The organism is Achromobacter insolitus, assembly GCF_002209555.1.
Taxonomy (GTDB): domain Bacteria; phylum Pseudomonadota; class Gammaproteobacteria; order Burkholderiales; family Burkholderiaceae_B; genus Achromobacter; species Achromobacter insolitus.
In genome coordinates this window covers 248270-273187 of the sequence record NZ_NJIF01000007.1, presented here as the reverse complement: position 1 = coordinate 273187, position 24918 = coordinate 248270, and the positions used below count along the sequence as shown (strand labels likewise).

The following is a 24918-nucleotide window of genomic DNA, read 5'->3' as shown; positions in this document are numbered from 1 at the left end:
ACCCCGCACACGGACTTCACGTCCGAGGTGTACATCCTGTCCAAGGAAGAAGGCGGCCGCCACACCCCGTTCTTCAACGGCTATCGTCCCCAGTTCTACTTCCGCACGACGGACGTGACGGGCACGATCGACCTGCCGGCCGACAAGGAAATGGTTCTGCCGGGCGACAACGTGACGATGACCGTCAAGCTGCTGGCCCCCATCGCCATGGAAGAAGGTCTGCGTTTCGCCATCCGTGAAGGCGGTCGTACCGTCGGCGCCGGCGTCGTCGCCAAGATCCTGAAGTAATCCGGATCACTTAAGCAGCACACAACCAGCGAGGGCGGCCTCGTCGCCCTCGCCTCTCGTTCTTTAGGAAACGCCATGAAAAACCAAAAGATCCGTATCCGCTTGAAAGCCTTCGATTACAAGCTGATCGATCAGTCGGCCGCTGAAATCGTCGATACCGCCAAGCGTACCGGCGCTGTTGTCCGCGGTCCGGTGCCGCTGCCCACGCGTATCCGTCGCTACGACGTCCTGCGTTCGCCGCACGTCAACAAGACGTCGCGTGACCAGTTCGAAATCCGCACGCACCAGCGCCTGATGGACATCGTTGATCCCACCGACAAGACCGTTGACGCTCTGATGCGTCTGGACCTGCCGGCTGGCGTCGACGTCGAAATCGCGCTGCAGTAAAGCGTATCGGGCCTGCTACCTTCGCCGGCAGGCACGAAAAAATGGCCGCATTCCTTGTGAGTGCGGCCATTTGTTTTTTATGTACGTCCTCGGCATCTTTCCTGCGCCAAGTCGGCCCGCGAGGCGGATGAGCCGGGAACGGCCACGTCACTTCAGAGTAAGTTAGCAGGCGCTCACTGTCGCCTTCGGCTTCACGTTGCGCGGCCGGTCGCTTTGTGGCGCGCAAAGTGTCGCGAAATCGCCTTGCTCAACGATGCCAAAGCGCGCTAAGTGCTTGTGCTGACTGAAAAAAACGTGCTAATATGCGAAGCTTGCCATTTTGTGGCAAGAACAACTATGGAAAAGAGAAGGGCAAGTCTCTGGGCTGGCAGTCACTGCATACCAGGGATACGTGCTCAATACGTGCCCGAATCTTGACCAGGTTGAACATAGTCGTAGGGCAAAGGCCGTTACCTTTTGCCTGATTAGCCCCGACCAATCGCAGTCGGGAATGGAGAAAACGATGTCGAATTCGACACCCACGCCCGCCGCTCACCGGCTGGGGCTGGTGGGTCGCAAGGTCGGCATGACCCGCATTTTTACCGAGGAAGGTGAATCCATCCCGGTGACCGTGCTGGACGTGTCGAACAACCGCGTGACCCAGGTTAAGTCGCTGGAAACCGACGGCTACGCCGCGATCCAAGTGGCTTATGGCACTCGTCGTGCCTCGCGTGTGGCGAAGCCGCAAACGGGCCACTACGCCAAAGCCGGCGCTGAAGCCGGTAGCATCCTCAAAGAATTCCGCCTTGATCCCGCCCGTGCCGCCGAATTTTCGGCCGGTGCCGTGATCGCCGTGGAATCGGTGTTCGAAGCCGGCCAACAGGTCGACGTCACGGGCACCACCATTGGTAAAGGCTTTGCCGGTACCATCAAGCGCCACAATTTCGGTTCGCAACGCGCGTCGCACGGTAACTCCCGTTCGCACCGCGTCCCGGGCTCGATTGGTCAAGCTCAAGATCCGGGCCGTATTTTCCCGGGTAAGCGCATGGCCGGCCACCTGGGTGATGTCACCCGCACCGTTCAAAACCTCGACATCGTTCGCGTTGACGTCGAGCGCGGCCTGCTGCTGGTCAAGGGCGCTGTCCCCGGCCACGCTGGTGCCGATATCGTCGTGCGCCCGGCCATCAAGGCCCCGGCCAAGAAGGGAGCGTAAGTAAATGGATCTCAAGCTCCTGAACGACCAAGGTCAGGCCGCTGCTACGTTCAGCGCTCCCGACACCATCTTCGGCCGTGACTTCAACGAAGCGCTGATTCATCAGATCGTGGTGGCTTTCCAAGCCAACGCCCGTTCCGGCAACCGCGCTCAGAAGGATCGCACTGAAGTCAAGCACTCGACCAAGAAGCCCTGGCGCCAGAAGGGTACCGGCCGCGCTCGCGCCGGTATGACTTCGTCGCCGCTGTGGCGTGGCGGTGGTCGGATTTTCCCGAACTCGCCCGAAGAGAACTTCAGCCAGAAGGTCAACAAGAAGATGTACCGCGCCGGGATCCGTTCGATCCTGTCGCAGCTCGCTCGCGAAGACCGCATCGCCGTCGTCGAATCGTTTGATCTGGAATCGCCCAAGACCAAGGCTGCCGCTGCAAAGCTGAAGAGCCTGGGCCTGGACTCGGTCCTGATCATCACCGACAGCGTTGATGAAAATGTTTACCTCGCCACCCGCAACCTGCCGCACGTTGCTGTTGTCGAGCCCCGTTATGCCGATCCGTTGTCGCTGGTCCACTACAAGAAAGTGCTGATCACCAAGCCGGCCATCGCTCAACTCGAGGAGATGCTGGGATGAACGCTGAACGCTTGATGCAAGTCATTCTGGCCCCGATCGTGACCGAAAAGGCCACCTTCGTTGCCGAGAAGAATCAGCAAGTCGCTTTCCGTGTCGTGGCTGACGCTACCAAGCCGGAAATCAAGGCTGCCGTCGAACTGCTCTTCAAGGTGCAGGTCGAGTCCGTGCAGGTCCTCAACCGTAAGGGCAAAGTCAAGCGCTTTGGCCGATTCGTTGGCCGTCGTCGCAATGAGCGCAAGGCTTACGTTTCGCTCAAGGACGGCCAGGAAATCGACTTTGCGGAGGTGAAGTAAATGGCCCTCGTAAAAGTTAAGCCGACTTCGGCTGGCCGCCGTGGCATGGTGAAGGTTGTTAGCCCGAACCTGCACAAGGGTGAGCCCTACGCGCCGCTGCTCGAAAAGAAGACTCGTGGTTCTGGCCGTAACAACAACGGTCACATCACGATCCGCCACCGTGGCGGTGGTCACAAGCAGCACTACCGTGTCGTCGACTTCCGTCGCGACAAGGATGGCATTCCGGCAAAGGTCGAGCGCCTGGAGTATGACCCCAACCGTACGGCGCACATCGCTCTGCTGTGCTACGCCGACGGCGAACGTCGCTACATCATCGCTCCCCGCGGCCTGGAAGTTGGTGCCACGCTGCTGTCGGGCGCTGAAGCCCCGATCCGCGCCGGCAACACGCTGCCGATCCGCAGCATCCCGGTGGGTACGACGATTCACTGCGTCGAAATGCTGCCTGGCAAGGGTGCCCAGATGGTCCGCTCGGCCGGCGCTTCCGCCGTCCTGCTGGCTCGCGAAGGCATCTACGCTCAAGTGCGTCTGCGCTCCGGTGAAGTCCGCCGTGTGCACATCGAATGCCGCGCCACCATCGGTGAAGTCGGTAACGAAGAACACAGCCTGCGCCAAATCGGCAAGGCCGGTGCAATGCGTTGGCGTGGTGTCCGCCCGACGGTCCGTGGCGTTGCCATGAACCCGGTGGATCACCCGCACGGTGGTGGTGAAGGCCGCACCGGTGAAGCACGCGAACCGGTCAGCCCGTGGGGCACTCCGGCGAAGGGTTACAAGACCCGTCGCAACAAGCGGACGAACAATATGATCGTCCAACGGCGCAAGCGCAAGTAAGAGGCGAACACTATGTCACGTTCGATCAAGAAAGGCCCGTTTGTCGATGCTCACCTGATCAAAAAGGTGGACACGGCCGTCGCGGGCAAAGACAAGAAGCCGATCAAGACCTGGTCGCGTCGCTCCACGATCCTGCCCGAGTTCATCGGTCTGACGATCGCTGTGCACAACGGCAAGCAGCACGTTCCCGTGTACATCAACGAGAACATGGTCGGTCACAAGCTGGGCGAGTTCGCGCTGACCCGTACGTTCAAGGGTCACGCCGCGGACAAGAAGGCGAAGAGGTAAGCGATGGAAACTACTGCCATTATCCGTGGGGTTCACATCTCCGCTCAAAAGACCCGTCTGGTTGCGGACCTGATCCGCGGCCAGAAGGTCGGCCGTGCGCTGGAAATCCTCACCTTCTCGCCGAAGAAGGCGGCCGCCATCCTGAAGAAGGCTGTCGAATCCGCCATCGCCAACGCCGAGCACAACGACGGCGCCGACATCGACGAACTGAAAGTCACCACGATTTTCGTGGACAAGGCTCAGTCGATGAAGCGCTTCTCCGCTCGCGCCAAGGGCCGCGGCAACCGTATCGAGAAGCAGACCTGCCACATCACGGTCAAGGTCGGAGCTTAAGGAGTCACGATGGGTCAGAAAATTCACCCCACTGGGTTCCGTCTCGCGGTCACCCGTAATTGGTCCTCGCGTTGGTTCGCCGACGACAAGGCCTTCGGCTCGATGCTGGCCGAAGACATTCGCGTTCGCGAGTACCTGAAGAAGAAGCTCAAGAGCGCCTCCGTCGGTCGCGTGATCATCGAGCGTCCCGCCAAGAATGCACGCATCACCGTCTACTCGGCTCGTCCGGGCGTGGTGATCGGCAAGCGCGGCGAAGACATCGAAAGCCTGAAGGCTGATCTGCAGCGTCTGATGGGCGTGCCCGTGCACGTCAACATCGAAGAAATCCGCAAGCCGGAAACCGATGCTCAACTGATCGCCGACTCGATCTCGCAACAGCTCGAGAAGCGCATCATGTTCCGTCGCGCCATGAAGCGCGCGATGCAGAACGCCATGCGTCTGGGTGCCCAAGGCATCAAGATCATGAGCTCGGGCCGTCTGAACGGTATCGAAATTGCTCGCACCGAGTGGTATCGCGAAGGCCGTGTGCCGCTGCACACCCTGAAGGCCAACATTGACTACGGCACCTCCGAAGCCCACACGACCTATGGCGTGATCGGCATCAAGGTCTGGGTCTACAAGGGCGACATGCTGGCCAACGGCGAATTGCCGCCGGAAACCGCTGCCCCGCGCGAAGAAGAACGTCGTCCGCGCCGCGCTCCGCGTGGTGATCGTCCGGACGGTGCTCGCACCGGTCGTCCGGGTGGTCGTGGTCGTGGTGGTCCCCGCAAGGCGGACGCTGCTCCGGCGCCTGAAGGAGAATAACCATGCTGCAACCCTCTCGCAGAAAGTATCGCAAAGAGCAGAAGGGCCGCAACACCGGTCTGGCGACCCGTGGTACCCACGTGTCGTTCGGCGAATTCGGTCTGAAGGCCACCGGCCGTGGCCGTCTGACCGCTCGCCAGATCGAAGCTGCTCGTCGTGCCATCAATCGTCACATCAAGCGTGGCGGCCGTATCTGGATTCGCATTTTCCCGGATAAGCCCATCTCGCAGAAGCCTGCCGAAGTCCGTATGGGTAACGGTAAGGGCAACCCGGAGTACTGGGTTGCTGAAATCCAGCCCGGCAAGGTGCTCTACGAAATGGAAGGGGTTAGCGAAGAGCTCGCGCGTGAAGCTTTCCGCCTGGCCGCTGCCAAGTTGCCGATTTCGACCACGTTCGTCGCGCGTCATATCGGTGCTTAAGGAGTACTAACATGAAAGCTAGCGAACTCCGTTCGAAAGATGCCGCCGAGCTCGGCAAAGAGCTCGAAAGCCTGCTGAAGGCACAATTCGGTCTGCGCATGCAGAAGGCCACGCAGCAACTGGCCAACACCAGCCAGCTGCGCAACGTGCGTCGCGATATCGCGCGCGTTCGTACCTTGCTGACCGAGAAGGCAGGGAAATAAAGATGAGCGAAACTCAAAACACCCAAGTGGCCAAGCGCCAGCGCACGCTGGTTGGCAAGGTCGTCAGCAACAAGATGGACAAGACTGTCGTCGTGCTCGTTGAGCGCCGCGTCAAGCACCCCATCTTTGGCAAGATCATCATGCGTTCCGCGAAGTACAAGGCGCACGACGAATCGAACCAGTACAACGAAGGCGATACGGTTGAAATCGCTGAAGGCCGTCCCATCTCGCGCTCGAAGTCGTGGCGCGTGGTGCGTCTGGTTGAAGCCGCACGTATCATCTAAGTAGTACATCGGGACGGCGCGCCGTTCTGATATAAGACGGCAAGGGATCAAACCCTTGCCGTTTTTTTTGCCTCTTTTTTCGCCTTACGAACCCAGGGATCAGGACATCATGCGCGGTTTCATGGATGCGGCCCGGATCGGCCTATGGCTCGCAGGCTGCGGGTGGGGCGCGGCGTTGCCTTGGGCGGCGCAGGCGCAACAGGTCCAGACCGTGGCACCGGCCTCAGGGTCGATCCCGCCGTCAACCGAAGCCTCTGCCGGGGCGTTGATCTCCCCGAACGCTACCATCGCGGATCCGCGTGGGTCCGACGCCTCGACCAAGGATCCCGCAGCGCTTGGCCGCGCATTGCTCAATGCGGGGCCGGACGCACGTGTGCGCCTGGACGGGCTGTCGCGCGATCATGCCGCGATCTTTGGGACCGAAGATCAGAATGAGCAGGCATTGATGGAGCAGGAGCGCGCGATCCAGGCGCGACGGGAGCAGATGCGCGTGCTGGAAAAGCTGCTGACGGAGAAGCCGCCGGCGGTTGATCCGCATCCGCCGGCGATGATTCCCCTGAATCACGGTGCGCCCATGGCCATGCCCGGCCTGGCGCCGGTGCCTTCCGGCTCGCAATTGGACCGGGGCGGCATGGATACGCGCCGCAGTCTGGATGACATGCAGCGGCGCGTTGACGGATTGCGACGCGAGGCGGATGCGCTGAGCCAGCGGGGACGCTGAGAAAGCCTGCCTCAGTGTCGGCGGGCCAACTCCCGTAACCGTCCCGCGATGCCGGTTGGGAAGTAGTACACGGACACCACGAACAGGATCCCCAGCCACAATAGCCACCGGTCCGGCTCGAACAGCAGCGCCAATGGCGCCACCCCCGATACCGCATCGTGGATCACATGCAGGCCGTCCTGGAGATAGCTTTGCGCGAAGACGAAGAGGCTGGCGCCCACCACGGCGCCATACATGGTGCCCATGCCGCCGATGACCAGCATCAGCAGGATATTGAGCATGATCTCGAAGGACAGCGAGGTATCCGGACCGTTGTAACGTAGCCAGAGCGCATACATGGCGCCCGCCAGCGTGGCGAACGCGGCAGCCAGCAGATTGGACAAGCTGCGGTAAAGCACGGTGCGATAGCCGATGGCTTCAGCACGGAACGGATTCTCGCGTATGGCTTGCAGCACGCGGCCGAAGGGCGAATTCACGATCCGCAGCAGCAGCAGGAACAACACCAGGCAGACCGCCGCGATCAGGTAATAGGTGATGACGCGCCCGTCCACCGTGACGTCGAAGATCGGTTCGGAGAAGGGCCGGAAGGCCGGCCGCAGCATTTGCGGCACCTTGAAATTCAGGCCGTCCTCGCCGCCTGTCAGGTCGGACAGCTGGGACACCAGCGTCTGGAACGCCGCGGCCACCGCCAAGGTGATCATGGCGTAGAAGATGGCGCGCACGCGCAGGCTGGCCAGGCCGATCAGCAGCGCGAACGCCAGCGACACGACCAAGCCGCCACCGAGGCCCGCGAACACCGCGGTCCAGCCTGGCTCCATGCGTATGCTGGCAATCGCCACACCATAGGCGCCAATGCCGAAGAACATGGTGTGAGCGAAGCTGACGATGCCGGTGTATCCCAGCAGCAGGTCATAGCTGGCGACCAGGATCACGAATACCAGGATCTTCGCGGCCACGGCCAGGGACTTGGGACCAGGGAAGAGGAAGGGCGCGGCAGCCAGCAGGGCGACGATGAGGATCAGCGCCACGGCCAGCAGCGCGCTGCGGGGGGGATCGCCGGAAAGCAGGCGTACGGACATGTCGGCGGTTCCTAGCGATTCGTGACCGGGTACACGCCCTGCGGGCGCCAGAGCAGGATGGCGACCATCAGCGCGATGTTCGAGAACAGGGCGGCCTTGGGCAGGAGGAAACCGGTGTAGTTGGCCATCAGGCCGACCAGCAGTGCGCCGATCAGACAGCCCACGGTCGAGCCCAGCCCACCGATCATGATGACAATGAAGATCAGCACGTTCACCTGCGCGCCCAGTTGCGGCACGACGGATTGCTGGTACATGCCCCACAACACGCCGCCCAGTCCCGCCAGCATCGAACCGGCGACGAAGACGCCTACGAAAAGATGGCGGATACGGTAGCCCAGGCTCTCCACCATTTCGCGGTCCTCGACTCCGGCACGGATCAAAAGTCCCAGCTTGGTGCGGTTGAGCAGCCATAGCATGCCGCCCAGGACCAGCAAGCCGATCAGCAGTGCGACGATGCGGAATTTCTCGATGGCGGCGTCGCCCAGCAGGAATGCGCCGCGCAGCGCTTCGGGCAGCGGCAGGGAAATCGTTTGCGGACCCCACAGCATCTTAATGATCTCTTCGCCGATGATCATCCCGCCCATGGTGATGAGGATCTGCTTCAGATGCTGGCCATAGACAGGCCGCACGATCACGCGTTCGAACGCCAGGCCCACCGCGCCGGCAACCAGCATGCCGACGATCATGGCCGGCAGCACCGCGCCCAGGTTTATCCAGAGACTGCCAGACTGCGTCCAGTCGGCCATGGAGCCCAGTACGGTCGCGGCCATGTAGGCGCCGATGGCAATGAACAGTCCGTGGCCGAAGTTCAATACGTCCATCAGGCCGAACACAAGCGTCATGCCCGAAGCGACGATGAAGATGATCATGCCCATCGCCAGCCCCGCGAGCGTCAGGGTGACCCAGGTAGAGAAAGAGCCCACCAGGGGCAAGGCCAGCGCGGCCAGGGCCAGTACCAGCAGGACAGGGCGCAGGTCCGCGCGCACCCGCGGCAAGGGCGTATCGATTTCGAGCGTGCTCATTGATGGCTTCCCAGCGACAGGCCCAGCAGGCGCGTCTGTAGTTCGTCGTCCTCGGCCAGCTGCGCCATGTGGCCGGCATGGACCACGCGGCCGTTGTCCATCACGGCGACGTGATCGCCCACCAGGCGCGCGAAGTTGAAGTTCTGCTCGACCAGCAGGATGGTGGTGGACGCCTGTTTCAGTTCGAGAAAGGCGTCGATCATGTTCTGGATGATGGCGGGCGCCAGGCCCTTGCTGGGTTCATCCACCAGCAGCAGCCGGCGCGGCTCGATGATGGCGCGCGCCACCGCCAGCATCTGCTTCTGTCCGCCTGATAGTTTGCCGGCCGGATGCAGCCAGAACTTCTTCAGTGCGGGAAAGAAACCGAAGATCCATTCCAGCCGCGCCGTGTCCAGCTGGCTGGCGTTCCTGGCCTGCCGAGCCGCGAGCAGGATGTTCTCTTTTACGGACAGGTCGGCGAAGATGCCCATATTCTCCGGCACATAGGCCATGCCCATGCGTGCCATGTCGGGCGGCGACGTGCGCGTGCCAGGCCCGCCGACGGCTGCGCCGTCGAAGCTCACCTTGCCTTGCGAGGCGCGCCACAATCCCATGATCGTACGCAGCGTGGTGGTCTTGCCGGCGCCGTTGCGGCCCAGCAGCATGGTCACCGCAGCGGGCGGGACGGCGAGGTCCACGCCGTGGAGTATGTGATACGCGCCGATGTGCGTGTGCACGTCCTTCAGTTCGAGCAACGCTTGCGTCATGCCGCCTTCTCCGCCGGACTTATGCCCAGATAGGCCTGTTGCACGATAGGCGAGGCGATCACCGCGGCAGGGTCGCCGTCGGCCATCAGTTGGCCGTTATGCAGAACGACGATGCGGTCTGCCAGCTCGCGCACCACATCCATCTTGTGTTCAACAAGCAGAATCGTTTTGCTTGGGTCGTTCTTGATGTCGCGGATCAGCTCCAGTACGACGGGCACGTCGTCCACACTCATGCCTGCCGTTGGCTCGTCGAACATGAATACCTGCGGTTCCAGGGCGATTAGCATGGCGATTTCCAGTTTGCGCTGGTCGCCGTGCGGCAGGTCGGCGGCGGACTGGTCGCGACGCGCGAACAGGCGGGTGCGTTCCAGCAGTGCATCAGCACGCGCGATCAGGTCGCGGTCGTCGTTCCAGGTGCGCCAGAACCGGATCTGGCGCCAGCTCATGCCTTGCTGACGCGATTGCAATGCCAGCCGCACATTTTCATGCACGCTCAGGCGCGGGAACAGCTGAGTCAACTGAAAGGCACGACCCAGGCCCGCATGCATGCGCGCGGGCGCGGCCAGTGGCGTCAGGTCGCGCCCGTTCAGGTGCACCGTCCCCGCGCTGGCGCGCAGCTGGCCGGAGATCAGGTTGAAGTAGGTGGTCTTGCCCGCGCCGTTCGGGCCGACAATGGCGGTCAATGTGCCAGGCGCATAGCGGCAGCTGACGGCATTGACAGCCACGTGCCCGCCGAAACGGATCGTGAGCGATTGGGTCTCCAGCATGGATCGGCCGCGGTCTCAGCGTTTGTTCTGGATCGGCACCGACATCTGGTCCGGCGTGATTTCCTTCACCAGATCTTGCACGGCCCAAGGCACGGACGGATCGTTCTTGATCCGGAAGTGGTACATGGACTGCATGGCCTGGTGGTCCTCGGGACGGAAGGTCATTTTGCCCTTCGGCGAATCGAAGCTCATGCCTTCCATGGCTTTGATCAGGGTGTCGGTGTCGGAATTGCCATTGGTCTTGGCCAGCGCGGTTGCGATCGCGATCCCCGAAGCCATGCCGCCCGCCGTGAAGAAGTCTGGCGGCTGACCATAGCGCTTCTGATGTTCCGCCACCAGCCAGTCGTTGATCGGGTTCTTGGGGATGCCGTAGTAGTAATAGGTGGCGCCTTCCATGCCGGCCAGCGATTTCAGCGGCGTCATGGCGGCCAGCGTATTGCCGCCCGTGGCGATCTCGATGCCGAAGCGTTTGGGATCCAGGTCGGCGATCTTGAACGGATTGCCTGCGCCGGCCCAGAGAATGAAGATGATCTTGCGGCCCGGCTTGTCCTTCAGCGCATCGAACAGGCGCTGCGCGCCGGCAGTGAAGTCGGTCGCGTTGGCGGGCAGGTATTCCTCATGCACGATCTTGGCGTTCTTTAGCGCGCCCTTGAAGGCTTTGACCCCGTCGCGACCGAAGGCATAGTCCTGCGCCAGCATGGCGATGGAGGTGCCTGCCTGGTCGAAGGCGACCGCGTTGGCGATGGCGTCTTGCGAAGAGTTGCGGCCGGTGCGGAAGATGTACTTGTTCCACTTGTCGCCGGTGATCGAATCCGCCACGGCGGGTTCAACCAGGAGGATCTTCTCGTACTCCTCGGCGATCGGCAGCATGGCTAGCGCGACGCCCGATGAGGTGGGCCCCACCGCGATATCGGCGTTGTCGTCGGCATAGGCGGAGGCCAGCTGTGCACGCGCCACGTCGGGCTTGCCCTGGTTGTCCTTTTCAATGACGCGGATCTTGCGGCCTGCCACCGTCATGGTGCCTTGCGTCGCATACTCCAATCCCAGCATCAGGCCGTTTTGAGTCTGTTTGGCATAGGCTTCCAGCGGGCCGGTCTTGTCATAGACGTGGGCAACGACGAAATCTTTCGCTGCTATCGCAGAGTTCATGCAGAGGCCGGCGAGCGCGGCGAGCAGGACGCGTTTCATGGGAGTCTCCTGTTATTGGTGGCGGACAGCAGCCGTGTGGTCCGGCGTGGCAAGGAAATGTCGGATGGCGTCGATCTGGGGCGCGACGTTCAGGGCGGGGGCGTGGCCGCAGCCGGGGAAGTCGATGCGCTGGGCGCGCGGTCCGCGGCGGGTCATGGCATCGGCGACCTCGGGCAGCAGCAGGTCCGAATCGACGCCGCGCAGCAATAGCAGTGGCATGTTCAGCGAGTCGTAACCGCTCCAGCGATCGTAGTCGTCCGGATGGTTGCTGAACTGGCCGACGATGGCCGGGTCATAGTGCAGCGTAACGCGGCCGTCCGGCAGCCGGCGCACCGAGGTTTCGGCCATCCGGCGCCATTGTTCGTCGCTCTGCCATCCATAGGGCTTGTAGGCGATGCGCAGCCAGGCTTCCAGTTCCGTTACGGTATCGAAGGCCGGCGGCGCGCCCACATACGCGACGATGCGGTCGATGGCGGGTTGCGGAAGCTCGGGCCCGATATCGTTCACGACCAGGTGGGAAATCCGGTTGCGCAAGGTGGTGGCGGCGGCGTGCATGCCGGTGGCCCCGCCCATGGAGGTGCCGACCCAGCGCACGCGTTCCAGCGACAGGCCGTCCACCAGGGCGCGGGCAAGCGTGGCGTAGAAGTCCAGCCGGTACTCGGCGACAGGGTCGGAGCTCCATTGCGAGAGACCGCGGCCAATCGTATCCGGGCAGATGATGCGATAGTCGTCTGCAAGCGCCTGTGCCAGGTCGTCGAAGTCCCGGCCCGTGCGGGCCAGGCCGTGCCACATGATGACGGCAGGCGCGTGAGGGGCGCCCCATTCGGTGTAGTGCAGCTCGCGGCCTGCGCAGCGCAGATAGCGCGAAGCGGGCGCGTGGCGGCCGGCCGATGCGGACGCAGGTGCCATGGGTCTCCTCCCGGGTTGTCCAGGTTGTGTGCTTATCGGGCTGAATATAGACTTGCGCCAAGTGCGCCTTCAAGACGCCGGACACCCCGGAGCAGGGTGAGTCAAGAATATGTAGACGCAGGATCACGAGCGCCCGCCTGCGGCGCGGGGGTCCAAGGAGACCGAGCCATGTCCGATACGGAATTCGCCATTTCGGCCAGCGCTGGCGCTGACCGGCGCGACGAATGGCGCGCGGCCCTGTCGGACGCGTTCGGACCGTTCGAGGTGCATGGCGGCCGGCCCGACAATTTCGCCGGCCATGTGCGCTACGCGCGCCGGGGCAGCCTGCAGTTCAACGATCTGCATTACCAGGGGCAGAAGCTGGAACGGACCGCCGGCAACGTGTCGCGCCTGGACCAGGAGTTCTATACCTTCGGCCTGCCATTGGCCGGACCGCTGGCCGTGCAGCAGCAAGGCCGGGAGTTCCAGGTCGAGCCTGGCTGCGTCTACCTGATGAACCAGAGCCTGCCCTATCAGGCGACGGCGCAGGGGGCGGCCGGCTATCGCAGCCTGAGCGTATCGTTCCCGCGCAGCGCGCTGCTGCAGCGCGATTCCCGCATCGGTGCTTTCTACAAGTTGCGGGTCGATGACGGCTCGCCTCGCGGCGCCTTGCTGGCCAGTTACATGGACCATCTGTTCAAGGGCGTGGATGGCTGGTCGGATGTGGAGGTGGCGGAACTCGGCGAGCGCCTGATCGACCTGATCGTGCTGTTCCTGGTGCAGTCAGGGCAGGGGCATGCATCGGAGTCGGACAGCAGCGTCACGCTGGCGCACCGCCAGCGCGTGCTGGCCTACATCCGCCAGCATCTGGCGGATCCGGCGTTGTCGCCGCAGCAGGTGGCGCAAGGCTGCGGCATTTCGGTGGCCTATCTGCACCGTATCCTGCGCGCGGGCGGGCTGTCGGCCGAATCCTTTATTTTTGACCAGCGGCTCGACAAGTGCCGTGAACTGCTCTTGAACCCGCAGCACAGGCATCGCAGCATCGCCGAGTTGGCCTATCAGGTGGGTTTTTCCCATCCCTCGCATTTCAGCCGTTTGTTCAAGCGCCGCTTCGGCATGACGCCGCGCGACTTGCGGGCGAGTTCCTGATCGAACCGCCAAGTCTGCCTGTGCCGTGCGGCAGGGCAAAAAAAAGCCCCGCGGAAAACCGCGGGGCTTTTTCGTGGCGAAAGCGCCAGGTCAGATGTGCGTGATGAACTTCGTGACCAGGTAGCCGTCGAACGTTTCCAGGCCGCCTTCGCTGCCGATGCCGCTGTCCTTGATGCCGCCGAAGGGCGTCTCGGCCAGGGCGCTGCCGAAATGGTTGATGTTGACCATGCCCGCTTCCAGGCCGTTGGAGACCTTGGTGGCGGTCTGCAGCGAGTTGGTGAACACGTAGGACGACAGGCCGAACGGCAGGCTGTTGGCGCGCTTGAGCACTTCATCGGTATCCGTGAAGCGGACCACCGGCGCGACCGGGCCGAAGGGTTCTTCGGTCATCAGCATCGAGTTGTCGGGCAGGTCGGTCACGACCGTGGGGGCGAAGAAGAAGCCCTTGCGGTCCAGCGGGCCGCCGCCGACCACGACCTTGCCGCCATGCTTCTTGGCATCGTCGATGAAAGCGCTCATGGCCGGAACGCGGCGCTCGTGCGCCAGCGGGCCCATGTCGGTGCCGGCTTCCAGGCCGTCGCCTACCTTGATGTTCTTCAGCACTTCGGAGAAGCGCGCGAGGAACTGTTCGTAGGCGCCGTTCTGCACGTAGAAGCGGGTGGGCGACACGCAGACCTGACCGGCGTTGCGGATCTTGAACTTGGCCAGCATGGTGGCGGCGCGGTCGATGTCGGCGTCGTCGAACACCAGCACGGGCGAGTGGCCGCCCAGTTCCATGGTGACGCGCTTCATGTGGGCGCCAGCCAGCGCGGCCAGTTGCTTGCCCACTGGCACGGAGCCCGTGAACGACACTTTGCGCACGATCGGCGAACGGATCAGGTAGTCCGAAATCTTGGCGGGTTCGCCCCAGACGATGTTCAGGCAGCCCTTGGGCAGGCCGGCGTCATGGAACATGCGGGCGATTGCCATCACGGCGCTCGGCGAATCTTCCGGACCCTTCAGCACCACGGTGCAGCCTGCGCCGATGGCGGCGGCGATCTTGCGGATGGCCTGGTTGTAGGGGAAGTTCCAGGGCGTGAACGCGGCGCAGACACCGATGGGTTCGCGGACCACGATCTGGCGCACGTCAGGATTGCGCGGCGGGACCACGCGGCCGTAGATGCGGCGGCATTCCTCGGCGTGCCAGTCGGCGTGCTCGGCGCAGGAGGTGACCTCGCCTACGGCTTCGGCCAGCGGCTTGCCCTGGTCCAGCGTCATGTTGCGGCCGATTTCCTGGGCGCGCTCGCGCGACAGCGTCGCGACCTTGCGCAGGATGGCCGAACGGTCCATGGGAGAGGATTTCTTCCACGACTCGAACGCGCGCTGGGCGGCGGCTAGCGCGCGATCCAGATCCGCTTCGGTGGCGTGGGGCAGCTGGCCGAGAACTTCCAGCGTGGCCGGGTTGATGACGTCCTGGGTGCGCCTGCCCTCTCCGGCGACGAATTCGCCGTCGATATACAGCGCCAACTGTTCATACATGCCTGTCTTCCCTTGCGAAATAGGAGTGGATAGCGATCACTGTCGCCCACGCCAGTCTAAACCAGCTTGTCCGCGGCGGGGAGGGCCAATGCCGGACGGCGCATTGGAGCCAATATGTGGACGTCAAGTCTTGCGTGGCGGCCGCTGCATCGACAAAATGGTGCATCTTTGGCTGTCCATCCGGCTACTTATTGTGCAACCCATCGATGCGCGTCCGCCCGGCAAGCCCAGTTTTTACTCGCGCACCTTTTTTCGCTTCATAGACTGGTTGCGCAACCGCATCGCCCAGGCGTCGCTGGTCGGCGACCGGCCGATCTTCGACAACGGCCAGTTCCCATGGGTGACCGTCCTGGAGGCCCAGGCGCCCGCCATCAGGGCGGAACTGTCGAATCTGCTCGCTGAACGCCAGCACCTGCCCGCCTTCCACGAAATCTCCCCCGACGTGGGTCAGATTACCTCGGACGACCAATGGAAGACCTTCGTGTTCATGGGCTACGGCTTGCGCTCTGAACGCAATTTGGCGCGTTGCCCCGCGACCGCCCGCGCGTTGCAGGGGATTCCGGGCCTGCGCACGGCGTTCTTTTCCATCCTGGAGGCAGGCAAGCGCATTCCGCTGCACACGGGCCCGTACAATGGTGTCTTACGCCTGCACCTCGGCCTGGTGGTGCCGGAACCGGCTGAACAATGCTGGATCGAAGTGGGGGGCGAACGCTACAGCTGGCACGAAGGACGGGCGGTGGTGTTCGACGACCTGTACCCTCACCAGGTCCATAACGACACATCCGGCCTGCGCGCGGTCCTTTTCGTGGACTTCGAGCGACCCTGCCGGGCGCCGATCAAGTGGCTGAACCGCCTGGTACTCATGGCCGCGCCGTTTACGGACGAAATCCGCCGCGGCAAGGCCAATCACGACGCCTGGGAGAAGGGCTACTACCGCCAGAAATAGGGGGCGGATGGTTCGCGCTCCCCTCTTGACAGCGAAGCGTGGCTTTTGTGCGTTATCCACACAAAGTGCTTGCGCTCAAAAATTAACCACGTTAGAATTATCAGCTTTCCCAGATTGTCGATCGAGTTGGCCCGCGCCTTTGCAGGTTAACCCGACGTGTTGGGGGAATACCCGCAGGATTTCAACCCAGGGTCGTTGCGTTGCCAACCAGTTGCAGGCGTAGGGCGAAAGCGCTAGGCGTGCCAACACTAAAGCAGGGCGGCAGACCTGACGGGACCAAAACTGGCAGGAATTGCAGTGTTCCCTTGTTGGGAAAACCGTATTTCCAGTTAAGTTGGAACAGGAAAAATCATGATCCAAATGCAGACCACGCTGGATGTGGCCGATAACACTGGTGCGCGTCATGTCATGTGCATTAAGGTGCTCGGTGGCTCCAAGCGCCGTTATGCCGGTATCGGCGACATCATCAAGGTGAGCGTCAAAGATGCGGCTCCGCGCGGACGCGTCAAGAAAGGCGAAATTTACAATGCCGTGGTGGTTCGTACCGCCAAGGGCGTGCGCCGTAAAGACGGTTCGCTGATTCGTTTCGGTGGCAATGCCGCCGTGTTGCTCAACGCCAAGCTGGAGCCTATCGGCACCCGCATCTTCGGACCCGTGACGCGTGAACTGCGTACCGAGAAGTTCATGAAGATCGTGTCGCTGGCCCCGGAAGTGCTGTAAGGAGCCCTACGATGAACAACATTCGTAAAGGCGACGAAGTCATCGTCCTGACCGGCCGCGACAAGAAGCGTCGCGGTACCGTGCTGGCCCGCGTTGATGCCGACCACGTCCTGGTCGAAGGCGTCAACGTCGTCAAGAAGCACGTGAAAGCCAACCCGATGGCTAACAACCCGGGCGGGATTGTCGAAAAGACCATGCCGATTCACATCTCGAACGTCGCGCTGTTCAACCCGGCCACCGGCCGTGGCGATCGCGTGGGCGTGCAAGAAGTCGAAGGCCGCAAGGTTCGCGTGTTCCGTTCCAATGGTGCCGTTGTCGGCGCCAAGGCGTAAGGGGCGATAGACATGTCTCGTTTGCAAGATTTCTACAAGAACAAGGTCGCTGCCGACCTGCAGGCCAAGTTTGGCTACAAGAGCACGATGGAAGTGCCGCGCATCACCAAGATCACCCTGAACATGGGTGTGTCGGAAGCGGTGTCGGACAAGAAAGTCATCGAGCACGCTGTTGGCGACCTGACCAAGATCGCCGGGCAAAAGCCCGTCGTGACGAAGACCAAGAAGGCTATCGCCGGGTTCAAGATCCGCGAAAACTACCCGATCGGTTGCATGGTCACGCTGCGTGGTCAACGCATGTACGAATTCCTGGATCGCCTGGTGGCGGTTGCGCTGCCTCGCGTGCGCGACTTCCGCGGTATCTCGGGTCGTGCGTTCGACGGCCGTGGCAACTACAACATCGGGGTGAAAGAGCAGATCATTTTCCCCGAAATCGAGTACGACAAGATCGACGCGCTGCGTGGGCTGAACATCAGCATCACCACCACCGCGAAGACCGACGAAGAAGCCAAGGCGCTGTTGACGGCCTTCAGCTTCCCGTTCCGTAACTAAGGGGCTGATGACGTGGCTAAACTTTCCCTCATCAATCGCGACATCAAGCGTGCCAAGCTGGCTGACAAGTTCGCCGCCAAGCGCGCTGAGTTGAAGGCGATCATCGACGATCAGTCGAAGACCGACGAAGAACGTTACCAAGCTCGGCTCAAGCTGCAACAGCTGCCGCGCAATGCCAACCCGACGCGTCAACGTAACCGTTGCGTGGTCACTGGTCGTCCGCGCGGTGTGTTCCGCAAGTTCGGCCTGACGCGCCACAAACTGCGTGAAATGGCGATGAAGGGTGAAATCCCCGGCATCACCAAGGCCAGCTGGTAGGAGAAACAATATGAGCATGAGCGATCCCATCGCCGATATGCTGACCCGCATTCGCAATGCGCAGCAAGTGGACAAAGTTACGGTGAGCATGCCCTCCTCGAAGCTGAAGGCGGCCATTGCCGCTGTGCTGAAGGACGAAGGCTACATCGACAGCTTTGAAATCAAGGGCACCCAGGCCAAGCCTGAGCTCGAGATCACCCTGAAGTACTACGCTGGTCGTCCGGTCATCGAGCGCATCGAGCGCGTTTCGCGCCCCGGTCTGCGTATCTACAAGGGCCGTACCAGCATTCCTCAGGTCATGAACGGCCTGGGCGTGGCTATCGTTTCGACCTCGCGCGGCGTCATGACCGACCGTAAGGCTCGCGCCAACGGCGTCGGCGGCGAAGTGCTGTGCTACGTGGCCTAAGGAGAAATTCTAATGTCACGTATCGCTAAGTATCCGGTCGAACTGCCCAAGGGTGTTGAAGCCAACATCCAGCAGGATCAGATCACCGTCAAGGGCCCGCTGGGCACCTTGACCCAAGCCCTGACCGGCGACGTCACGATTGCGTTGGACAACGGCAAGCTCACGTTTGTTGCCGCCAACGACAGCCGTCACGCCAACGCCATGTCGGGTACCGTGCGCGCTCTGGTGGCCAATATGGTCACGGGCGTGAGCAAGGGCTTCGAGCGCAAGCTGACCCTGGTCGGCGTGGGTTACCGCGCTTCGATCCAAGGCGACGCCGTTAAGCTGCAGCTCGGTTTCTCGCACGACGTTTTGCACAAGTTGCCGGCTGGTATCAAGGCCGAGTGCCCGACCCAGACGGAAATCGTCATCAAGGGCGCCAACAAGCAAGTCGTCGGTCAGATGGCCGCTGAAATCCGTTCGTACCGCGAACCCGAACCCTACAAGGGCAAGGGCGTGCGTTACTCGGACGAACGCGTCGTCATCAAAGAAACCAAGAAGAAATAACGGCGCACGCAAGGACGAATCATGGACAAAAAAGTTTCCCGTTTGCGTCGTGCGGTTCCGACCCGCCGGAAGATCAACGAGCTGCGCGTTCATCGCCTCTCGATTTTCCGCTCGAACCAGCACATCTACGCCAACATCATTTCGCCGGAAGGCGATCGCGTTCTGGTCAGCGCCTCGACGGTCGAAGCCGAAGTGCGCGCGCAACTGGCCGGCCAAACCGGTCAGGGCGGCAACAAAGCCGCTGCGTCGCTGGTCGGCAAGCGCGTGGCCGAAAAGGCCAAGGCTGCCGGTATCGAACTGGTCGCTTTCGATCGCTCGGGCTTTCGTTACCATGGCCGCGTGAAAGCGCTGGCCGATGCCGCGCGTGAAGCCGGCCTGAAGTTCTAAGCGAGGATCTGTCAAATGGCTAAAGTACAAGGCAAGAACGCCGCGGAAAAAGAGAACGATGACGGCCTCCGCGAAAAGATGATCGCGGTCAACCGCGTGAGCAAAGTGGTCAAGGGTGGTCGCACCATGAGCTTTGCCGCGCTGACCGTGGTTGGCGATGGCGATGGCCGCATCGGCATGGGTAAGGGCAAGGCGCGTGAAGTGCCGGTGTCCGTTCAGAAGGCTATGGAACAAGCCCGTCGCGGCATGTTCAAGGTCGCTCTGAAGAACGGCACGCTGCACCACACCGTGGTTGGCAAGCATGGCGCCGCTACCGTGCTGATTTCGCCCGCTGCTGAAGGTACCGGCGTCATCGCCGGCGGCCCGATGCGCGCTATTTTCGAAGTGATGGGTGTGCGTAACGTGGTTGCCAAGAGCCTGGGCTCGAGCAACCCCTACAACATGGTTCGCGCCACGTTGAATGGCCTGCGCGCTTCCCTGACCCCGGCTGATGTTGCTGCCAAGCGCGGCAAGTCCGTCGAAGAAATCCTGGGGTAAATCATGGCTCAGAAGCAGATCAAAGTGACCCTCGTGCGCTCGGTGATCGGTACCAAGCAATCGCACCGTGATACGGTTCGCGGTTTGGGCTTGGGCCGCATCAACAGCAGCCGCGTGCTGGTCGATACGCCCGAGGTGCGTGGGATGATCCGTAAGGTGGATTATCTCATTTCCGTCTCGGAAGCCTAAGGAATCACCATGTCGGATATGCAACTCAATACGCTGAAGCCCGCTGAGGGCAGCAAGCACGCCAAGCGCCGCGTCGGCCGTGGCATCGGTTCGGGTCTGGGTAAGACCGCCGGCCGTGGTCACAAGGGTCAGAAGTCGCGCTCGGGCGGTTTCCATAAGGTTGGCTTCGAAGGCGGTCAAATGCCGCTGCAGCGTCGTCTGCCCAAGCGTGGTTTCACCCCGCTCGGCCAGCACCTGTTTGCCGAAGTCCGTCTGTCGGACCTGCAAGCCCTGCCCATCGACGAAGTCGACGTGCAAGTGCTGAAGGCCGCTGGCGTGATTGGCCAGGCGGTTCGTTTCGCCAAGGTCATCAAGTCGGGTGAACTCTCGCGCAAGGTCGTGCTCAAGGGCATTACCGCGACGGCCGGCGCTCGCGCCGCCATCGAAGCCGCGGGCGGCTCGCTTGCTTGATCACGAGGTGACGAGTGGCTAACGCGCAGGCATTGGGCAAAACCGGAGCACGGTACGGCGATCTGAAGCGCCGCCTCGTGTTCCTGGTGCTCGCCCTGGTGGTTTACCGTTTGGGTACACACATCCCCGTGCCGGGCATCAACCCGGATGCGCTGGCGGACTTGTTCCGTCAGAACCAGGGCGGGATCCTGGGCCTGTTCAACATGTTCTCGGGCGGGGCGCTCTCGCGCTTCTCGATTTTTGCCCTGGGGATCATGCCGTACATTTCGGCATCCATCATCATGCAGCTGATGTCTGTGGTGGTGCCGTCGCTGGAATCGCTCAAGAAAGAGGGCGAAGCCGGCCGTCGGAAGATCACCCAATACACCCGCTACGGCACAGTCGTGCTGGCGCTGGTGCAGGCTGTGGGCATTTCGGTAGCGTTGGAGTCCCAGCAGGGACTGGTGATCGATCCGGGCATGCTGTTCCGCTTCACGACCGTCGTGACCTTGGTCACTGGCACCATGTTCGTCATGTGGCTGGGTGAGCAAATCACGGAACGTGGTCTGGGCAACGGGATTTCCATCCTGATCTTCGCAGGTATCGTTGCGGGTCTGCCCGCGGCGCTGGCTGCACTGTTGGACCTGGTCCGCACCAACTCGATGTCCGTGCTTTCGGCACTGTTCATCGTGGCTCTGGTGGTGCTGGTTACCGCTTTTGTGGTGTTCGTTGAACGCGGACAGCGCAAGATCACGGTGAACTACGCCAAGCGTCAGGTCGGCAACAAGGTCTACGGTGGTCAAAGCTCGCACTTGCCGCTGAAGCTGAACATGGCTGGGGTGATTCCGCCGATCTTCGCGTCGTCGATCATTCTGTTCCCGGCCACGATCACGAGCTGGTTCTCCAGCAGTGAGAACATGCGCTGGCTTAGCGACCTGGCTGCGGCCCTCTCGCCTCGTCAACCGCTCTACATCACGCTGTACTCGGTCGCGATCATTTTCTTCTGCTTTTTCTACACGGCTCTGGTGTTCAACAGCCGCGAAACGGCGGACAACCTGAAGAAGAGTGGTGCGTTTGTTCCGGGCATCCGTCCGGGCGAACAAACGGCGCGCTACATCGACAAGATCCTGATGCGTTTGACGCTCGCAGGTGCCATCTACATCACGTTGGTGTGCCTGTTGCCGGAATTCTTGGTGATGCGCTGGAACGTCCCCTTCTACTTCGGTGGTACGTCTCTGTTGATTATTGTGGTGGTGACGATGGATTTCATGGCGCAGGTTCAGGCCTACATGATGTCTCACCAGTACGACTCGCTGCTCAAGAAGGCTAACTTCAAGGGTGCGGGTTTGCCGATGCGGTAAGCAAAAGAATGTCCAAGGACGACGTCATTCAGATGCAAGGTGAGGTTCTTGAGAACCTCCCGAACGCGACATTTCGCGTCAAGCTCGAAAACGGCCACGTGGTGTTGGGCCATATTTCCGGCAAGATGCGTATGCATTACATCCGGATCCTGCCGGGTGACAAGGTCACAGTGGAGCTCACGCCCTATGACCTGACGCGAGCCAGGATAGTTTTCCGCTCCAAATGAGCGGAACCGGATTACGGAAAATTAGGAGTCAACCATGAAAGTAATGGCATCGGTTAAGCGGATCTGCCGCAACTGCAAAGTTATCAAACGTCACGGCGTGGTGCGCGTTATCTGCACCGACCCGCGTCACAAGCAGCGTCAAGGCTAACTCGGGTTAGCGACTACGCAACGGATTTATTCAAGGAACAGTCATGGCCCGTATTGCTGGCATTAACATTCCGCCGCATCAGCACGCCGAGATCGGCCTGACCGCCATTTTTGGCATCGGTCGTACGCGCGCTCGCAAGATCTGCGAAGCGGCAAACGTCCCGTTTGACAAAAAGGTCAAGGATCTGAGCGACGCTGAACTGGAACGCGTCCGCGAACACGTTGGTGTGTTCACGGTCGAAGGTGACCTGCGTCGTGAAGTGCAGCTCTCGATCAAGCGTTTGATCGACCTGGGAACCTACCGCGGCATGCGCCACAAGCGCGGCCTGCCCGTGCGCGGCCAGCGCACTCGCACCAACGCCCGCACCCGCAAGGGCCCGCGTCGTGCTGCTGCGTCCCTGAAGAAATAATCGAGGAACTGGATTATGGCGAAAGCTTCCACCAGCGGCGCTTCGCGCGTGCGCAAAAAGGTCAAGAAGAACGTCTCGGACGGCATCGCGCACGTTCACGCTTCGTTCAACAACACCATCATCACCATCACCGACCGTCAGGGCAACGCACTGTCGTGGGCCACGTCGGGCGGTGCGGGCTTCAAGGGTTCGCGCAAGTCGACCCCGTTCGCCGCGCAGGTTGCCGCTGAAACGGCTGGCCGCGTCGCGCTGGAGTACGGCATCAAGACGCTGGAAGTGCGTATCAAGGGCCCCGGCCCCGGCCGCGAGTCGTCGGTCCGCGCTCTGAACGCGCTGGGCATCAAGATTTCGAGCATCGCCGACATCACGCCCGTTCCGCACAACGGCTGCCGTCCGCCGAAGCGTCGTCGTATCTAAAGGGAATCCACATGGCACGTTATATTGGACCCAAATGCAAGCTCTCGCGCCGCGAGGGTACCGATCTGTTCCTGAAGAGCGCCCGCCGCTCGCTGGATTCCAAGTGCAAGCTGGATTCCAAGCCTGGCCAACACGGCCGCACTTCGGGTGCTCGCACTTCCGACTACGGCCTGCAGCTGCGCGAAAAGCAAAAGCTCAAGCGCATGTACGGCGTGCTGGAAAAGCAATTCCGCAAGTACTTCGCTGAAGCCGAGCGTCGCCGTGGCAACACCGGCGAAACGCTGATCCAGCTGCTGGAATCGCGTCTGGACAACGTCGTCTACCGCATGGGCTTCGGCTCGACGCGCGCCGAAGCTCGCCAGTTGGTGAGCCACCGCGCCATCGAACTGAACGGCCACACGGCTGACATCGCTTCGATGCTGGTCAAGGCTGGCGACGTGATCTCGATCCGTGAAAAGGCCAAGAAGCAAGGCCGTATCAAGGAATCGCTCGATCTGGCCACCAGCATCGGCATCCCCCAGTGGGTGGAAGTCGACACGACCAAGATGACCGGTACGTTCAAGTCGGCCCCCGATCGCGCTGACGTCGCTCGCGACATCAACGAATCGATGGTCGTCGAACTGTACTCGCGTTAATCAGGCCTGCCGGCGCTACCTTCGCAATGCGCCGGCGAGCTGGTCTCGCGACCCGTTTGCACGTCCCGCAGCAGCCCGCTTTCCGCTTTTTGGCGGGGCGGGCTTTGCGGTAAGTATCGGCCGGTGTTTTTTGCACCGTCCGCGTTTCAAGTTTCACCCTGTCCATCAGCCTTATCGGTGTAACGAGCCGAGGGTATTGAAAAGGAACACAGTAAATGTCCACTCAAGGTTTCCTGAAGCCGCGCTCCATTGAAGTCGAACCGGTCGGCACGCACCATGCCAAGATCGTGATGGAGCCGTTCGAGCGTGGCTACGGTCATACGCTGGGCAACGCCCTGCGCCGCATCCTGCTGTCTTCGATGACCGGCTATGCGCCGACCGAAGTCCAGATGACGGGCGTGGTGCATGAATACTCGACCATCCCGGGCGTTCGCGAAGATGTCGTCGACATCCTGCTGAACCTGAAGGGCGTGGTCTTCAAGCTGCACAACCGCGACGAAGTGACCCTGGTTCTGCGCAAGACCGGCGCGGGCACCGTGCTGGCCAGCGACATCGAGCTGCCGCACGACGTCGAGATCATCAACCCCGGCCACGCCATCTGCAACCTGACGGATGCAGGCAAGCTGGAAATGCAGATCAAGGTTGAAAAGGGCCGCGGCTATGTGCCGGGCAACGTGCGCGCGCTGTCGGAAGACCGCACCCACACCATCGGCCGCATCGTCCTGGACGCCTCGTTCAGCCCGGTTCGCCGTGTGAGCTACGCTGTTGAAAGCGCCCGCGTGGAACAGCGCACCGACCTGGACAAGCTGGTCCTGGACATCGAAACCAACGGCGTGATCTCGCCCGAGGAAGCGGTGCGCCAGTCGGCTCGCATCCTGATGGACCAGATCTCGGTCTTCGCCGCCCTGGAAGGCGCTGGCGATTCCTACGAAGCCCCGGTCCGCGGCACGCCGCAGATCGATCCGGTGCTGCTGCGCCCGGTCGACGACCTGGAGCTGACCGTGCGTTCGGCCAACTGCCTGAAGGCCGAAAACATCTACTACATCGGCGACCTGATCCAGCGTACCGAGAACGAACTGCTCAAGACCCCGAACCTGGGTCGCAAGTCGCTCAACGAGATCAAGGAAGTGCTGGCCGCACGCGGCCTGACGCTGGGCATGAAGCTCGAAAACTGGCCCCCCCTGGGCCTGGAGCGTCCCTAAGTCTTGAAAAGGGGGCCATCCCTGGAAGGGGGGCTCCCGCTGCCAGCCGGCCTCGTGCCGGCCGGTTTGCGAAATCGTCGTAAAATGCACCGTTTTCTACCGGACCGCGGCCTGATTGCAGGTTGATAGAAGAGC

39 protein-coding genes are annotated in these 24918 nt (G+C 61.9%); 32 read left to right on the top strand and 7 right to left on the bottom strand.

What is annotated here, in order from left to right; translation table 11 throughout:
* From CEY08_RS21870 to CEY08_RS21810, 13 genes are all read left to right on the top strand, one after another.
* Positions 1-288, top strand: a 288-nt coding sequence (locus tag CEY08_RS21870; RefSeq protein WP_088607791.1) for an EF-Tu C-terminal domain-related protein, incomplete at its 5' end; no start/stop codon positions are given.
* A 75-nt stretch (positions 289-363) separates the two neighbouring features.
* Entirely contained in the window at positions 364-675 is a 312-nt protein-coding gene (gene rpsJ / locus CEY08_RS21865) for a 30S ribosomal protein S10 (RefSeq protein WP_003806903.1), read from the top strand.
* 502 nt (positions 676-1177) lie between these two features.
* Positions 1178-1867, top strand: a complete 690-nt coding sequence (rplC, locus tag CEY08_RS21860; protein WP_076816824.1) for a 50S ribosomal protein L3 — start codon at positions 1178-1180, stop codon at positions 1865-1867.
* 4 nt (positions 1868-1871) lie between these two features.
* On the top strand, positions 1872-2492 hold the full coding sequence (gene rplD / locus CEY08_RS21855) for a 50S ribosomal protein L4 (RefSeq protein WP_042795904.1): 621 nt from the start codon (positions 1872-1874) through the stop codon (positions 2490-2492).
* Positions 2489-2785, top strand: coding sequence for a 50S ribosomal protein L23 (gene rplW, locus CEY08_RS21850; RefSeq protein WP_006216557.1), 297 nt, complete (start codon positions 2489-2491; stop codon positions 2783-2785). The genes rplD and rplW overlap by 4 nt, the downstream gene beginning before the upstream one ends.
* Complete coding sequence (gene rplB, locus CEY08_RS21845) at positions 2786-3613, top strand: 50S ribosomal protein L2 (RefSeq protein ID WP_042795905.1); 828 nt, start codon at positions 2786-2788, stop codon at positions 3611-3613.
* Between the two features lie 12 nt (positions 3614-3625).
* Positions 3626-3901: a 30S ribosomal protein S19 gene (gene rpsS, locus CEY08_RS21840; RefSeq protein ID WP_006216555.1), complete on the top strand. Its 276-nt coding sequence runs from the start codon at positions 3626-3628 to the stop codon at positions 3899-3901.
* Between the two features lie 3 nt (positions 3902-3904).
* Positions 3905-4234 (top strand): 50S ribosomal protein L22, encoded by a 330-nt coding sequence (gene rplV, locus CEY08_RS21835; RefSeq protein WP_006389608.1) that lies wholly within the window; start codon positions 3905-3907, stop codon positions 4232-4234.
* A gap of 9 nt (positions 4235-4243) precedes the next feature.
* On the top strand, positions 4244-5038 hold the full coding sequence (rpsC, locus tag CEY08_RS21830; RefSeq protein WP_042795906.1) for a 30S ribosomal protein S3: 795 nt from the start codon (positions 4244-4246) through the stop codon (positions 5036-5038).
* Between the two features lie 2 nt (positions 5039-5040).
* A complete protein-coding gene (rplP, locus tag CEY08_RS21825) occupies positions 5041-5457 on the top strand; it encodes a 50S ribosomal protein L16 (protein ID WP_006389610.1) in 417 nt (138 codons plus the stop codon).
* Positions 5458-5468: 11 nt separating this feature from the next.
* Positions 5469-5660: a 50S ribosomal protein L29 gene (gene rpmC / locus CEY08_RS21820; protein WP_003806912.1), complete on the top strand. Its 192-nt coding sequence runs from the start codon at positions 5469-5471 to the stop codon at positions 5658-5660.
* Positions 5661-5662: 2 nt separating this feature from the next.
* On the top strand, positions 5663-5944 hold the full coding sequence (gene rpsQ / locus CEY08_RS21815) for a 30S ribosomal protein S17 (RefSeq protein ID WP_006216549.1): 282 nt from the start codon (positions 5663-5665) through the stop codon (positions 5942-5944).
* Between the two features lie 109 nt (positions 5945-6053).
* Entirely contained in the window at positions 6054-6665 is a 612-nt protein-coding gene (locus CEY08_RS21810) for a hypothetical protein (RefSeq protein WP_232033773.1), read from the top strand.
* 11 nt (positions 6666-6676) lie between these two features.
* Here the strand turns inward: CEY08_RS21810 and CEY08_RS21805 are convergent, their stop codons facing one another.
* The 6 genes from CEY08_RS21805 to CEY08_RS21780 are packed head-to-tail and all read right to left on the bottom strand — an operon-like array spanning position 6677 to position 12376.
* The gene (locus CEY08_RS21805) at positions 6677-7744 is read right to left on the bottom strand and encodes a branched-chain amino acid ABC transporter permease (RefSeq protein WP_076816822.1); all 1068 of its coding nucleotides are present in this window, start codon (positions 7742-7744) and stop codon (positions 6677-6679) included.
* An 11-nt stretch (positions 7745-7755) separates the two neighbouring features.
* Positions 7756-8766: a branched-chain amino acid ABC transporter permease gene (locus CEY08_RS21800; RefSeq protein WP_076816820.1), complete on the bottom strand. Its 1011-nt coding sequence runs from the start codon at positions 8764-8766 to the stop codon at positions 7756-7758.
* Complete coding sequence (locus CEY08_RS21795) at positions 8763-9512, bottom strand: ABC transporter ATP-binding protein (RefSeq protein WP_042795909.1); 750 nt, start codon at positions 9510-9512, stop codon at positions 8763-8765. The genes CEY08_RS21800 and CEY08_RS21795 overlap by 4 nt, the downstream gene beginning before the upstream one ends.
* Entirely contained in the window at positions 9509-10279 is a 771-nt protein-coding gene (locus CEY08_RS21790) for an ABC transporter ATP-binding protein (protein WP_076816818.1), read from the bottom strand. The genes CEY08_RS21795 and CEY08_RS21790 overlap by 4 nt, the downstream gene beginning before the upstream one ends.
* Before the next feature lie 15 nt (positions 10280-10294).
* Complete coding sequence (locus tag CEY08_RS21785) at positions 10295-11467, bottom strand: substrate-binding domain-containing protein (RefSeq protein WP_076816816.1); 1173 nt, start codon at positions 11465-11467, stop codon at positions 10295-10297.
* Positions 11468-11479: 12 nt separating this feature from the next.
* Positions 11480-12376 (bottom strand): alpha/beta fold hydrolase, encoded by an 897-nt coding sequence (locus tag CEY08_RS21780; RefSeq protein WP_042795912.1) that lies wholly within the window; start codon positions 12374-12376, stop codon positions 11480-11482.
* A gap of 168 nt (positions 12377-12544) precedes the next feature.
* Here CEY08_RS21780 and CEY08_RS21775 point away from each other — a divergent pair, with 168 nt between their 5' ends.
* On the top strand, positions 12545-13504 hold the full coding sequence (locus CEY08_RS21775; protein ID WP_063641549.1) for an AraC-like ligand-binding domain-containing protein: 960 nt from the start codon (positions 12545-12547) through the stop codon (positions 13502-13504).
* A 90-nt stretch (positions 13505-13594) separates the two neighbouring features.
* Here the strand turns inward: CEY08_RS21775 and CEY08_RS21770 are convergent, their stop codons facing one another.
* Positions 13595-15022 carry an NAD-dependent succinate-semialdehyde dehydrogenase gene (locus tag CEY08_RS21770; RefSeq protein ID WP_042795914.1) on the bottom strand — a complete coding sequence of 476 codons (1428 nt, stop codon included), beginning with the start codon at positions 15020-15022 and terminating at the stop codon, positions 13595-13597.
* A gap of 157 nt (positions 15023-15179) precedes the next feature.
* Here CEY08_RS21770 and CEY08_RS21765 point away from each other — a divergent pair, with 157 nt between their 5' ends.
* From CEY08_RS21765 to CEY08_RS21680, 18 genes are all read left to right on the top strand, one after another.
* On the top strand, positions 15180-15968 hold the full coding sequence (locus CEY08_RS21765; RefSeq protein ID WP_232033772.1) for an aspartyl/asparaginyl beta-hydroxylase domain-containing protein: 789 nt from the start codon (positions 15180-15182) through the stop codon (positions 15966-15968).
* A 351-nt stretch (positions 15969-16319) separates the two neighbouring features.
* Positions 16320-16688 (top strand): 50S ribosomal protein L14, encoded by a 369-nt coding sequence (gene rplN, locus CEY08_RS21760; protein WP_006216531.1) that lies wholly within the window; start codon positions 16320-16322, stop codon positions 16686-16688.
* A gap of 11 nt (positions 16689-16699) precedes the next feature.
* Positions 16700-17020, top strand: a complete 321-nt coding sequence (rplX, locus tag CEY08_RS21755) for a 50S ribosomal protein L24 (RefSeq protein ID WP_006389623.1) — start codon at positions 16700-16702, stop codon at positions 17018-17020.
* A gap of 12 nt (positions 17021-17032) precedes the next feature.
* Positions 17033-17572 (top strand): 50S ribosomal protein L5, encoded by a 540-nt coding sequence (rplE, locus tag CEY08_RS21750; protein WP_042795915.1) that lies wholly within the window; start codon positions 17033-17035, stop codon positions 17570-17572.
* Positions 17573-17584: 12 nt separating this feature from the next.
* Complete coding sequence (gene rpsN, locus CEY08_RS21745) at positions 17585-17890, top strand: 30S ribosomal protein S14 (RefSeq protein ID WP_006216527.1); 306 nt, start codon at positions 17585-17587, stop codon at positions 17888-17890.
* Between the two features lie 10 nt (positions 17891-17900).
* Positions 17901-18296 carry a 30S ribosomal protein S8 gene (gene rpsH / locus CEY08_RS21740; RefSeq protein WP_006216525.1) on the top strand — a complete coding sequence of 132 codons (396 nt, stop codon included), beginning with the start codon at positions 17901-17903 and terminating at the stop codon, positions 18294-18296.
* A gap of 12 nt (positions 18297-18308) precedes the next feature.
* Positions 18309-18842, top strand: a complete 534-nt coding sequence (rplF, locus tag CEY08_RS21735) for a 50S ribosomal protein L6 (RefSeq protein WP_042795916.1) — start codon at positions 18309-18311, stop codon at positions 18840-18842.
* Between the two features lie 21 nt (positions 18843-18863).
* The gene (gene rplR / locus CEY08_RS21730; protein WP_013397004.1) at positions 18864-19229 is read left to right on the top strand and encodes a 50S ribosomal protein L18; all 366 of its coding nucleotides are present in this window, start codon (positions 18864-18866) and stop codon (positions 19227-19229) included.
* Between the two features lie 15 nt (positions 19230-19244).
* Positions 19245-19766 (top strand): 30S ribosomal protein S5, encoded by a 522-nt coding sequence (gene rpsE, locus CEY08_RS21725; protein WP_042795917.1) that lies wholly within the window; start codon positions 19245-19247, stop codon positions 19764-19766.
* Positions 19767-19769: 3 nt separating this feature from the next.
* Complete coding sequence (gene rpmD / locus CEY08_RS21720) at positions 19770-19955, top strand: 50S ribosomal protein L30 (RefSeq protein ID WP_042795919.1); 186 nt, start codon at positions 19770-19772, stop codon at positions 19953-19955.
* Positions 19956-19964: 9 nt separating this feature from the next.
* Complete coding sequence (gene rplO / locus CEY08_RS21715) at positions 19965-20405, top strand: 50S ribosomal protein L15 (protein WP_042795920.1); 441 nt, start codon at positions 19965-19967, stop codon at positions 20403-20405.
* A 14-nt stretch (positions 20406-20419) separates the two neighbouring features.
* A complete protein-coding gene (gene secY, locus CEY08_RS21710) occupies positions 20420-21745 on the top strand; it encodes a preprotein translocase subunit SecY (RefSeq protein WP_013397001.1) in 1326 nt (441 codons plus the stop codon).
* Positions 21746-21753: 8 nt separating this feature from the next.
* Positions 21754-21972 (top strand): translation initiation factor IF-1, encoded by a 219-nt coding sequence (gene infA / locus CEY08_RS21705; protein ID WP_003806927.1) that lies wholly within the window; start codon positions 21754-21756, stop codon positions 21970-21972.
* Positions 21973-22006: 34 nt separating this feature from the next.
* Positions 22007-22120: a 50S ribosomal protein L36 gene (gene rpmJ / locus CEY08_RS21700; RefSeq protein WP_003806928.1), complete on the top strand. Its 114-nt coding sequence runs from the start codon at positions 22007-22009 to the stop codon at positions 22118-22120.
* Between the two features lie 43 nt (positions 22121-22163).
* On the top strand, positions 22164-22529 hold the full coding sequence (gene rpsM / locus CEY08_RS21695; RefSeq protein ID WP_006389632.1) for a 30S ribosomal protein S13: 366 nt from the start codon (positions 22164-22166) through the stop codon (positions 22527-22529).
* A 15-nt stretch (positions 22530-22544) separates the two neighbouring features.
* Positions 22545-22946, top strand: coding sequence for a 30S ribosomal protein S11 (rpsK, locus tag CEY08_RS21690; protein WP_006216516.1), 402 nt, complete (start codon positions 22545-22547; stop codon positions 22944-22946).
* An 11-nt stretch (positions 22947-22957) separates the two neighbouring features.
* On the top strand, positions 22958-23581 hold the full coding sequence (gene rpsD / locus CEY08_RS21685) for a 30S ribosomal protein S4 (protein ID WP_042795921.1): 624 nt from the start codon (positions 22958-22960) through the stop codon (positions 23579-23581).
* A 215-nt stretch (positions 23582-23796) separates the two neighbouring features.
* Positions 23797-24783 (top strand): DNA-directed RNA polymerase subunit alpha, encoded by a 987-nt coding sequence (locus tag CEY08_RS21680; protein ID WP_006216514.1) that lies wholly within the window; start codon positions 23797-23799, stop codon positions 24781-24783.
* Positions 24784-24918 lie beyond the last annotated feature (135 nt).

Bases quoted from the DNA above. Each gene is read 5' to 3' on its own strand.
- rplP (WP_006389610.1), top strand. From the start codon at position 5,041: ATGCTGCAACCCTCTCGCAGAAAGTATCGCAAAGAGCAGAAGGGCCGC.
- rplD (WP_042795904.1), top strand. From the start codon at position 1,872: ATGGATCTCAAGCTCCTGAACGACCAAGGTCAGGCCGCTGCTACGTTC.
- rpsQ (WP_006216549.1), top strand. From the start codon at position 5,663: ATGAGCGAAACTCAAAACACCCAAGTGGCCAAGCGCCAGCGCACGCTG.
- infA (WP_003806927.1), top strand. From the start codon at position 21,754: ATGTCCAAGGACGACGTCATTCAGATGCAAGGTGAGGTTCTTGAGAAC.
- rpmC (WP_003806912.1), top strand. From the start codon at position 5,469: ATGAAAGCTAGCGAACTCCGTTCGAAAGATGCCGCCGAGCTCGGCAAA.
- CEY08_RS21765 (WP_232033772.1), top strand. From the start codon at position 15,180: ATGGTGCATCTTTGGCTGTCCATCCGGCTACTTATTGTGCAACCCATC.
- rpsM (WP_006389632.1), top strand. From the start codon at position 22,164: ATGGCCCGTATTGCTGGCATTAACATTCCGCCGCATCAGCACGCCGAG.
- rpsH (WP_006216525.1), top strand. From the start codon at position 17,901: ATGAGCATGAGCGATCCCATCGCCGATATGCTGACCCGCATTCGCAAT.
- CEY08_RS21785 (WP_076816816.1), bottom strand. From the start codon at position 11,467: ATGAAACGCGTCCTGCTCGCCGCGCTCGCCGGCCTCTGCATGAACTCT.
- rplW (WP_006216557.1), top strand. From the start codon at position 2,489: ATGAACGCTGAACGCTTGATGCAAGTCATTCTGGCCCCGATCGTGACC.
- CEY08_RS21770 (WP_042795914.1), bottom strand. From the start codon at position 15,022: ATGTATGAACAGTTGGCGCTGTATATCGACGGCGAATTCGTCGCCGGA.
- CEY08_RS21810 (WP_232033773.1), top strand. From the start codon at position 6,054: ATGCGCGGTTTCATGGATGCGGCCCGGATCGGCCTATGGCTCGCAGGC.
- rpsJ (WP_003806903.1), top strand. From the start codon at position 364: ATGAAAAACCAAAAGATCCGTATCCGCTTGAAAGCCTTCGATTACAAG.
- rpmJ (WP_003806928.1), top strand. From the start codon at position 22,007: ATGAAAGTAATGGCATCGGTTAAGCGGATCTGCCGCAACTGCAAAGTT.
- rpmD (WP_042795919.1), top strand. From the start codon at position 19,770: ATGGCTCAGAAGCAGATCAAAGTGACCCTCGTGCGCTCGGTGATCGGT.
- rpsD (WP_042795921.1), top strand. From the start codon at position 22,958: ATGGCACGTTATATTGGACCCAAATGCAAGCTCTCGCGCCGCGAGGGT.
- rplC (WP_076816824.1), top strand. From the start codon at position 1,178: ATGTCGAATTCGACACCCACGCCCGCCGCTCACCGGCTGGGGCTGGTG.
- CEY08_RS21790 (WP_076816818.1), bottom strand. From the start codon at position 10,279: ATGCTGGAGACCCAATCGCTCACGATCCGTTTCGGCGGGCACGTGGCT.
- CEY08_RS21775 (WP_063641549.1), top strand. From the start codon at position 12,545: ATGTCCGATACGGAATTCGCCATTTCGGCCAGCGCTGGCGCTGACCGG.
- CEY08_RS21805 (WP_076816822.1), bottom strand. From the start codon at position 7,744: ATGTCCGTACGCCTGCTTTCCGGCGATCCCCCCCGCAGCGCGCTGCTG.
- rpsC (WP_042795906.1), top strand. From the start codon at position 4,244: ATGGGTCAGAAAATTCACCCCACTGGGTTCCGTCTCGCGGTCACCCGT.
- rplR (WP_013397004.1), top strand. From the start codon at position 18,864: ATGGACAAAAAAGTTTCCCGTTTGCGTCGTGCGGTTCCGACCCGCCGG.
- rpsE (WP_042795917.1), top strand. From the start codon at position 19,245: ATGGCTAAAGTACAAGGCAAGAACGCCGCGGAAAAAGAGAACGATGAC.
- rpsS (WP_006216555.1), top strand. From the start codon at position 3,626: ATGTCACGTTCGATCAAGAAAGGCCCGTTTGTCGATGCTCACCTGATC.
- rpsK (WP_006216516.1), top strand. From the start codon at position 22,545: ATGGCGAAAGCTTCCACCAGCGGCGCTTCGCGCGTGCGCAAAAAGGTC.
- rplV (WP_006389608.1), top strand. From the start codon at position 3,905: ATGGAAACTACTGCCATTATCCGTGGGGTTCACATCTCCGCTCAAAAG.
- rplE (WP_042795915.1), top strand. From the start codon at position 17,033: ATGTCTCGTTTGCAAGATTTCTACAAGAACAAGGTCGCTGCCGACCTG.
- CEY08_RS21680 (WP_006216514.1), top strand. From the start codon at position 23,797: ATGTCCACTCAAGGTTTCCTGAAGCCGCGCTCCATTGAAGTCGAACCG.
- CEY08_RS21795 (WP_042795909.1), bottom strand. From the start codon at position 9,512: ATGACGCAAGCGTTGCTCGAACTGAAGGACGTGCACACGCACATCGGC.
- rplF (WP_042795916.1), top strand. From the start codon at position 18,309: ATGTCACGTATCGCTAAGTATCCGGTCGAACTGCCCAAGGGTGTTGAA.
- rplX (WP_006389623.1), top strand. From the start codon at position 16,700: ATGAACAACATTCGTAAAGGCGACGAAGTCATCGTCCTGACCGGCCGC.
- CEY08_RS21800 (WP_076816820.1), bottom strand. From the start codon at position 8,766: ATGAGCACGCTCGAAATCGATACGCCCTTGCCGCGGGTGCGCGCGGAC.
- rplO (WP_042795920.1), top strand. From the start codon at position 19,965: ATGTCGGATATGCAACTCAATACGCTGAAGCCCGCTGAGGGCAGCAAG.
- rplN (WP_006216531.1), top strand. From the start codon at position 16,320: ATGATCCAAATGCAGACCACGCTGGATGTGGCCGATAACACTGGTGCG.
- rplB (WP_042795905.1), top strand. From the start codon at position 2,786: ATGGCCCTCGTAAAAGTTAAGCCGACTTCGGCTGGCCGCCGTGGCATG.
- CEY08_RS21780 (WP_042795912.1), bottom strand. From the start codon at position 12,376: ATGGCACCTGCGTCCGCATCGGCCGGCCGCCACGCGCCCGCTTCGCGC.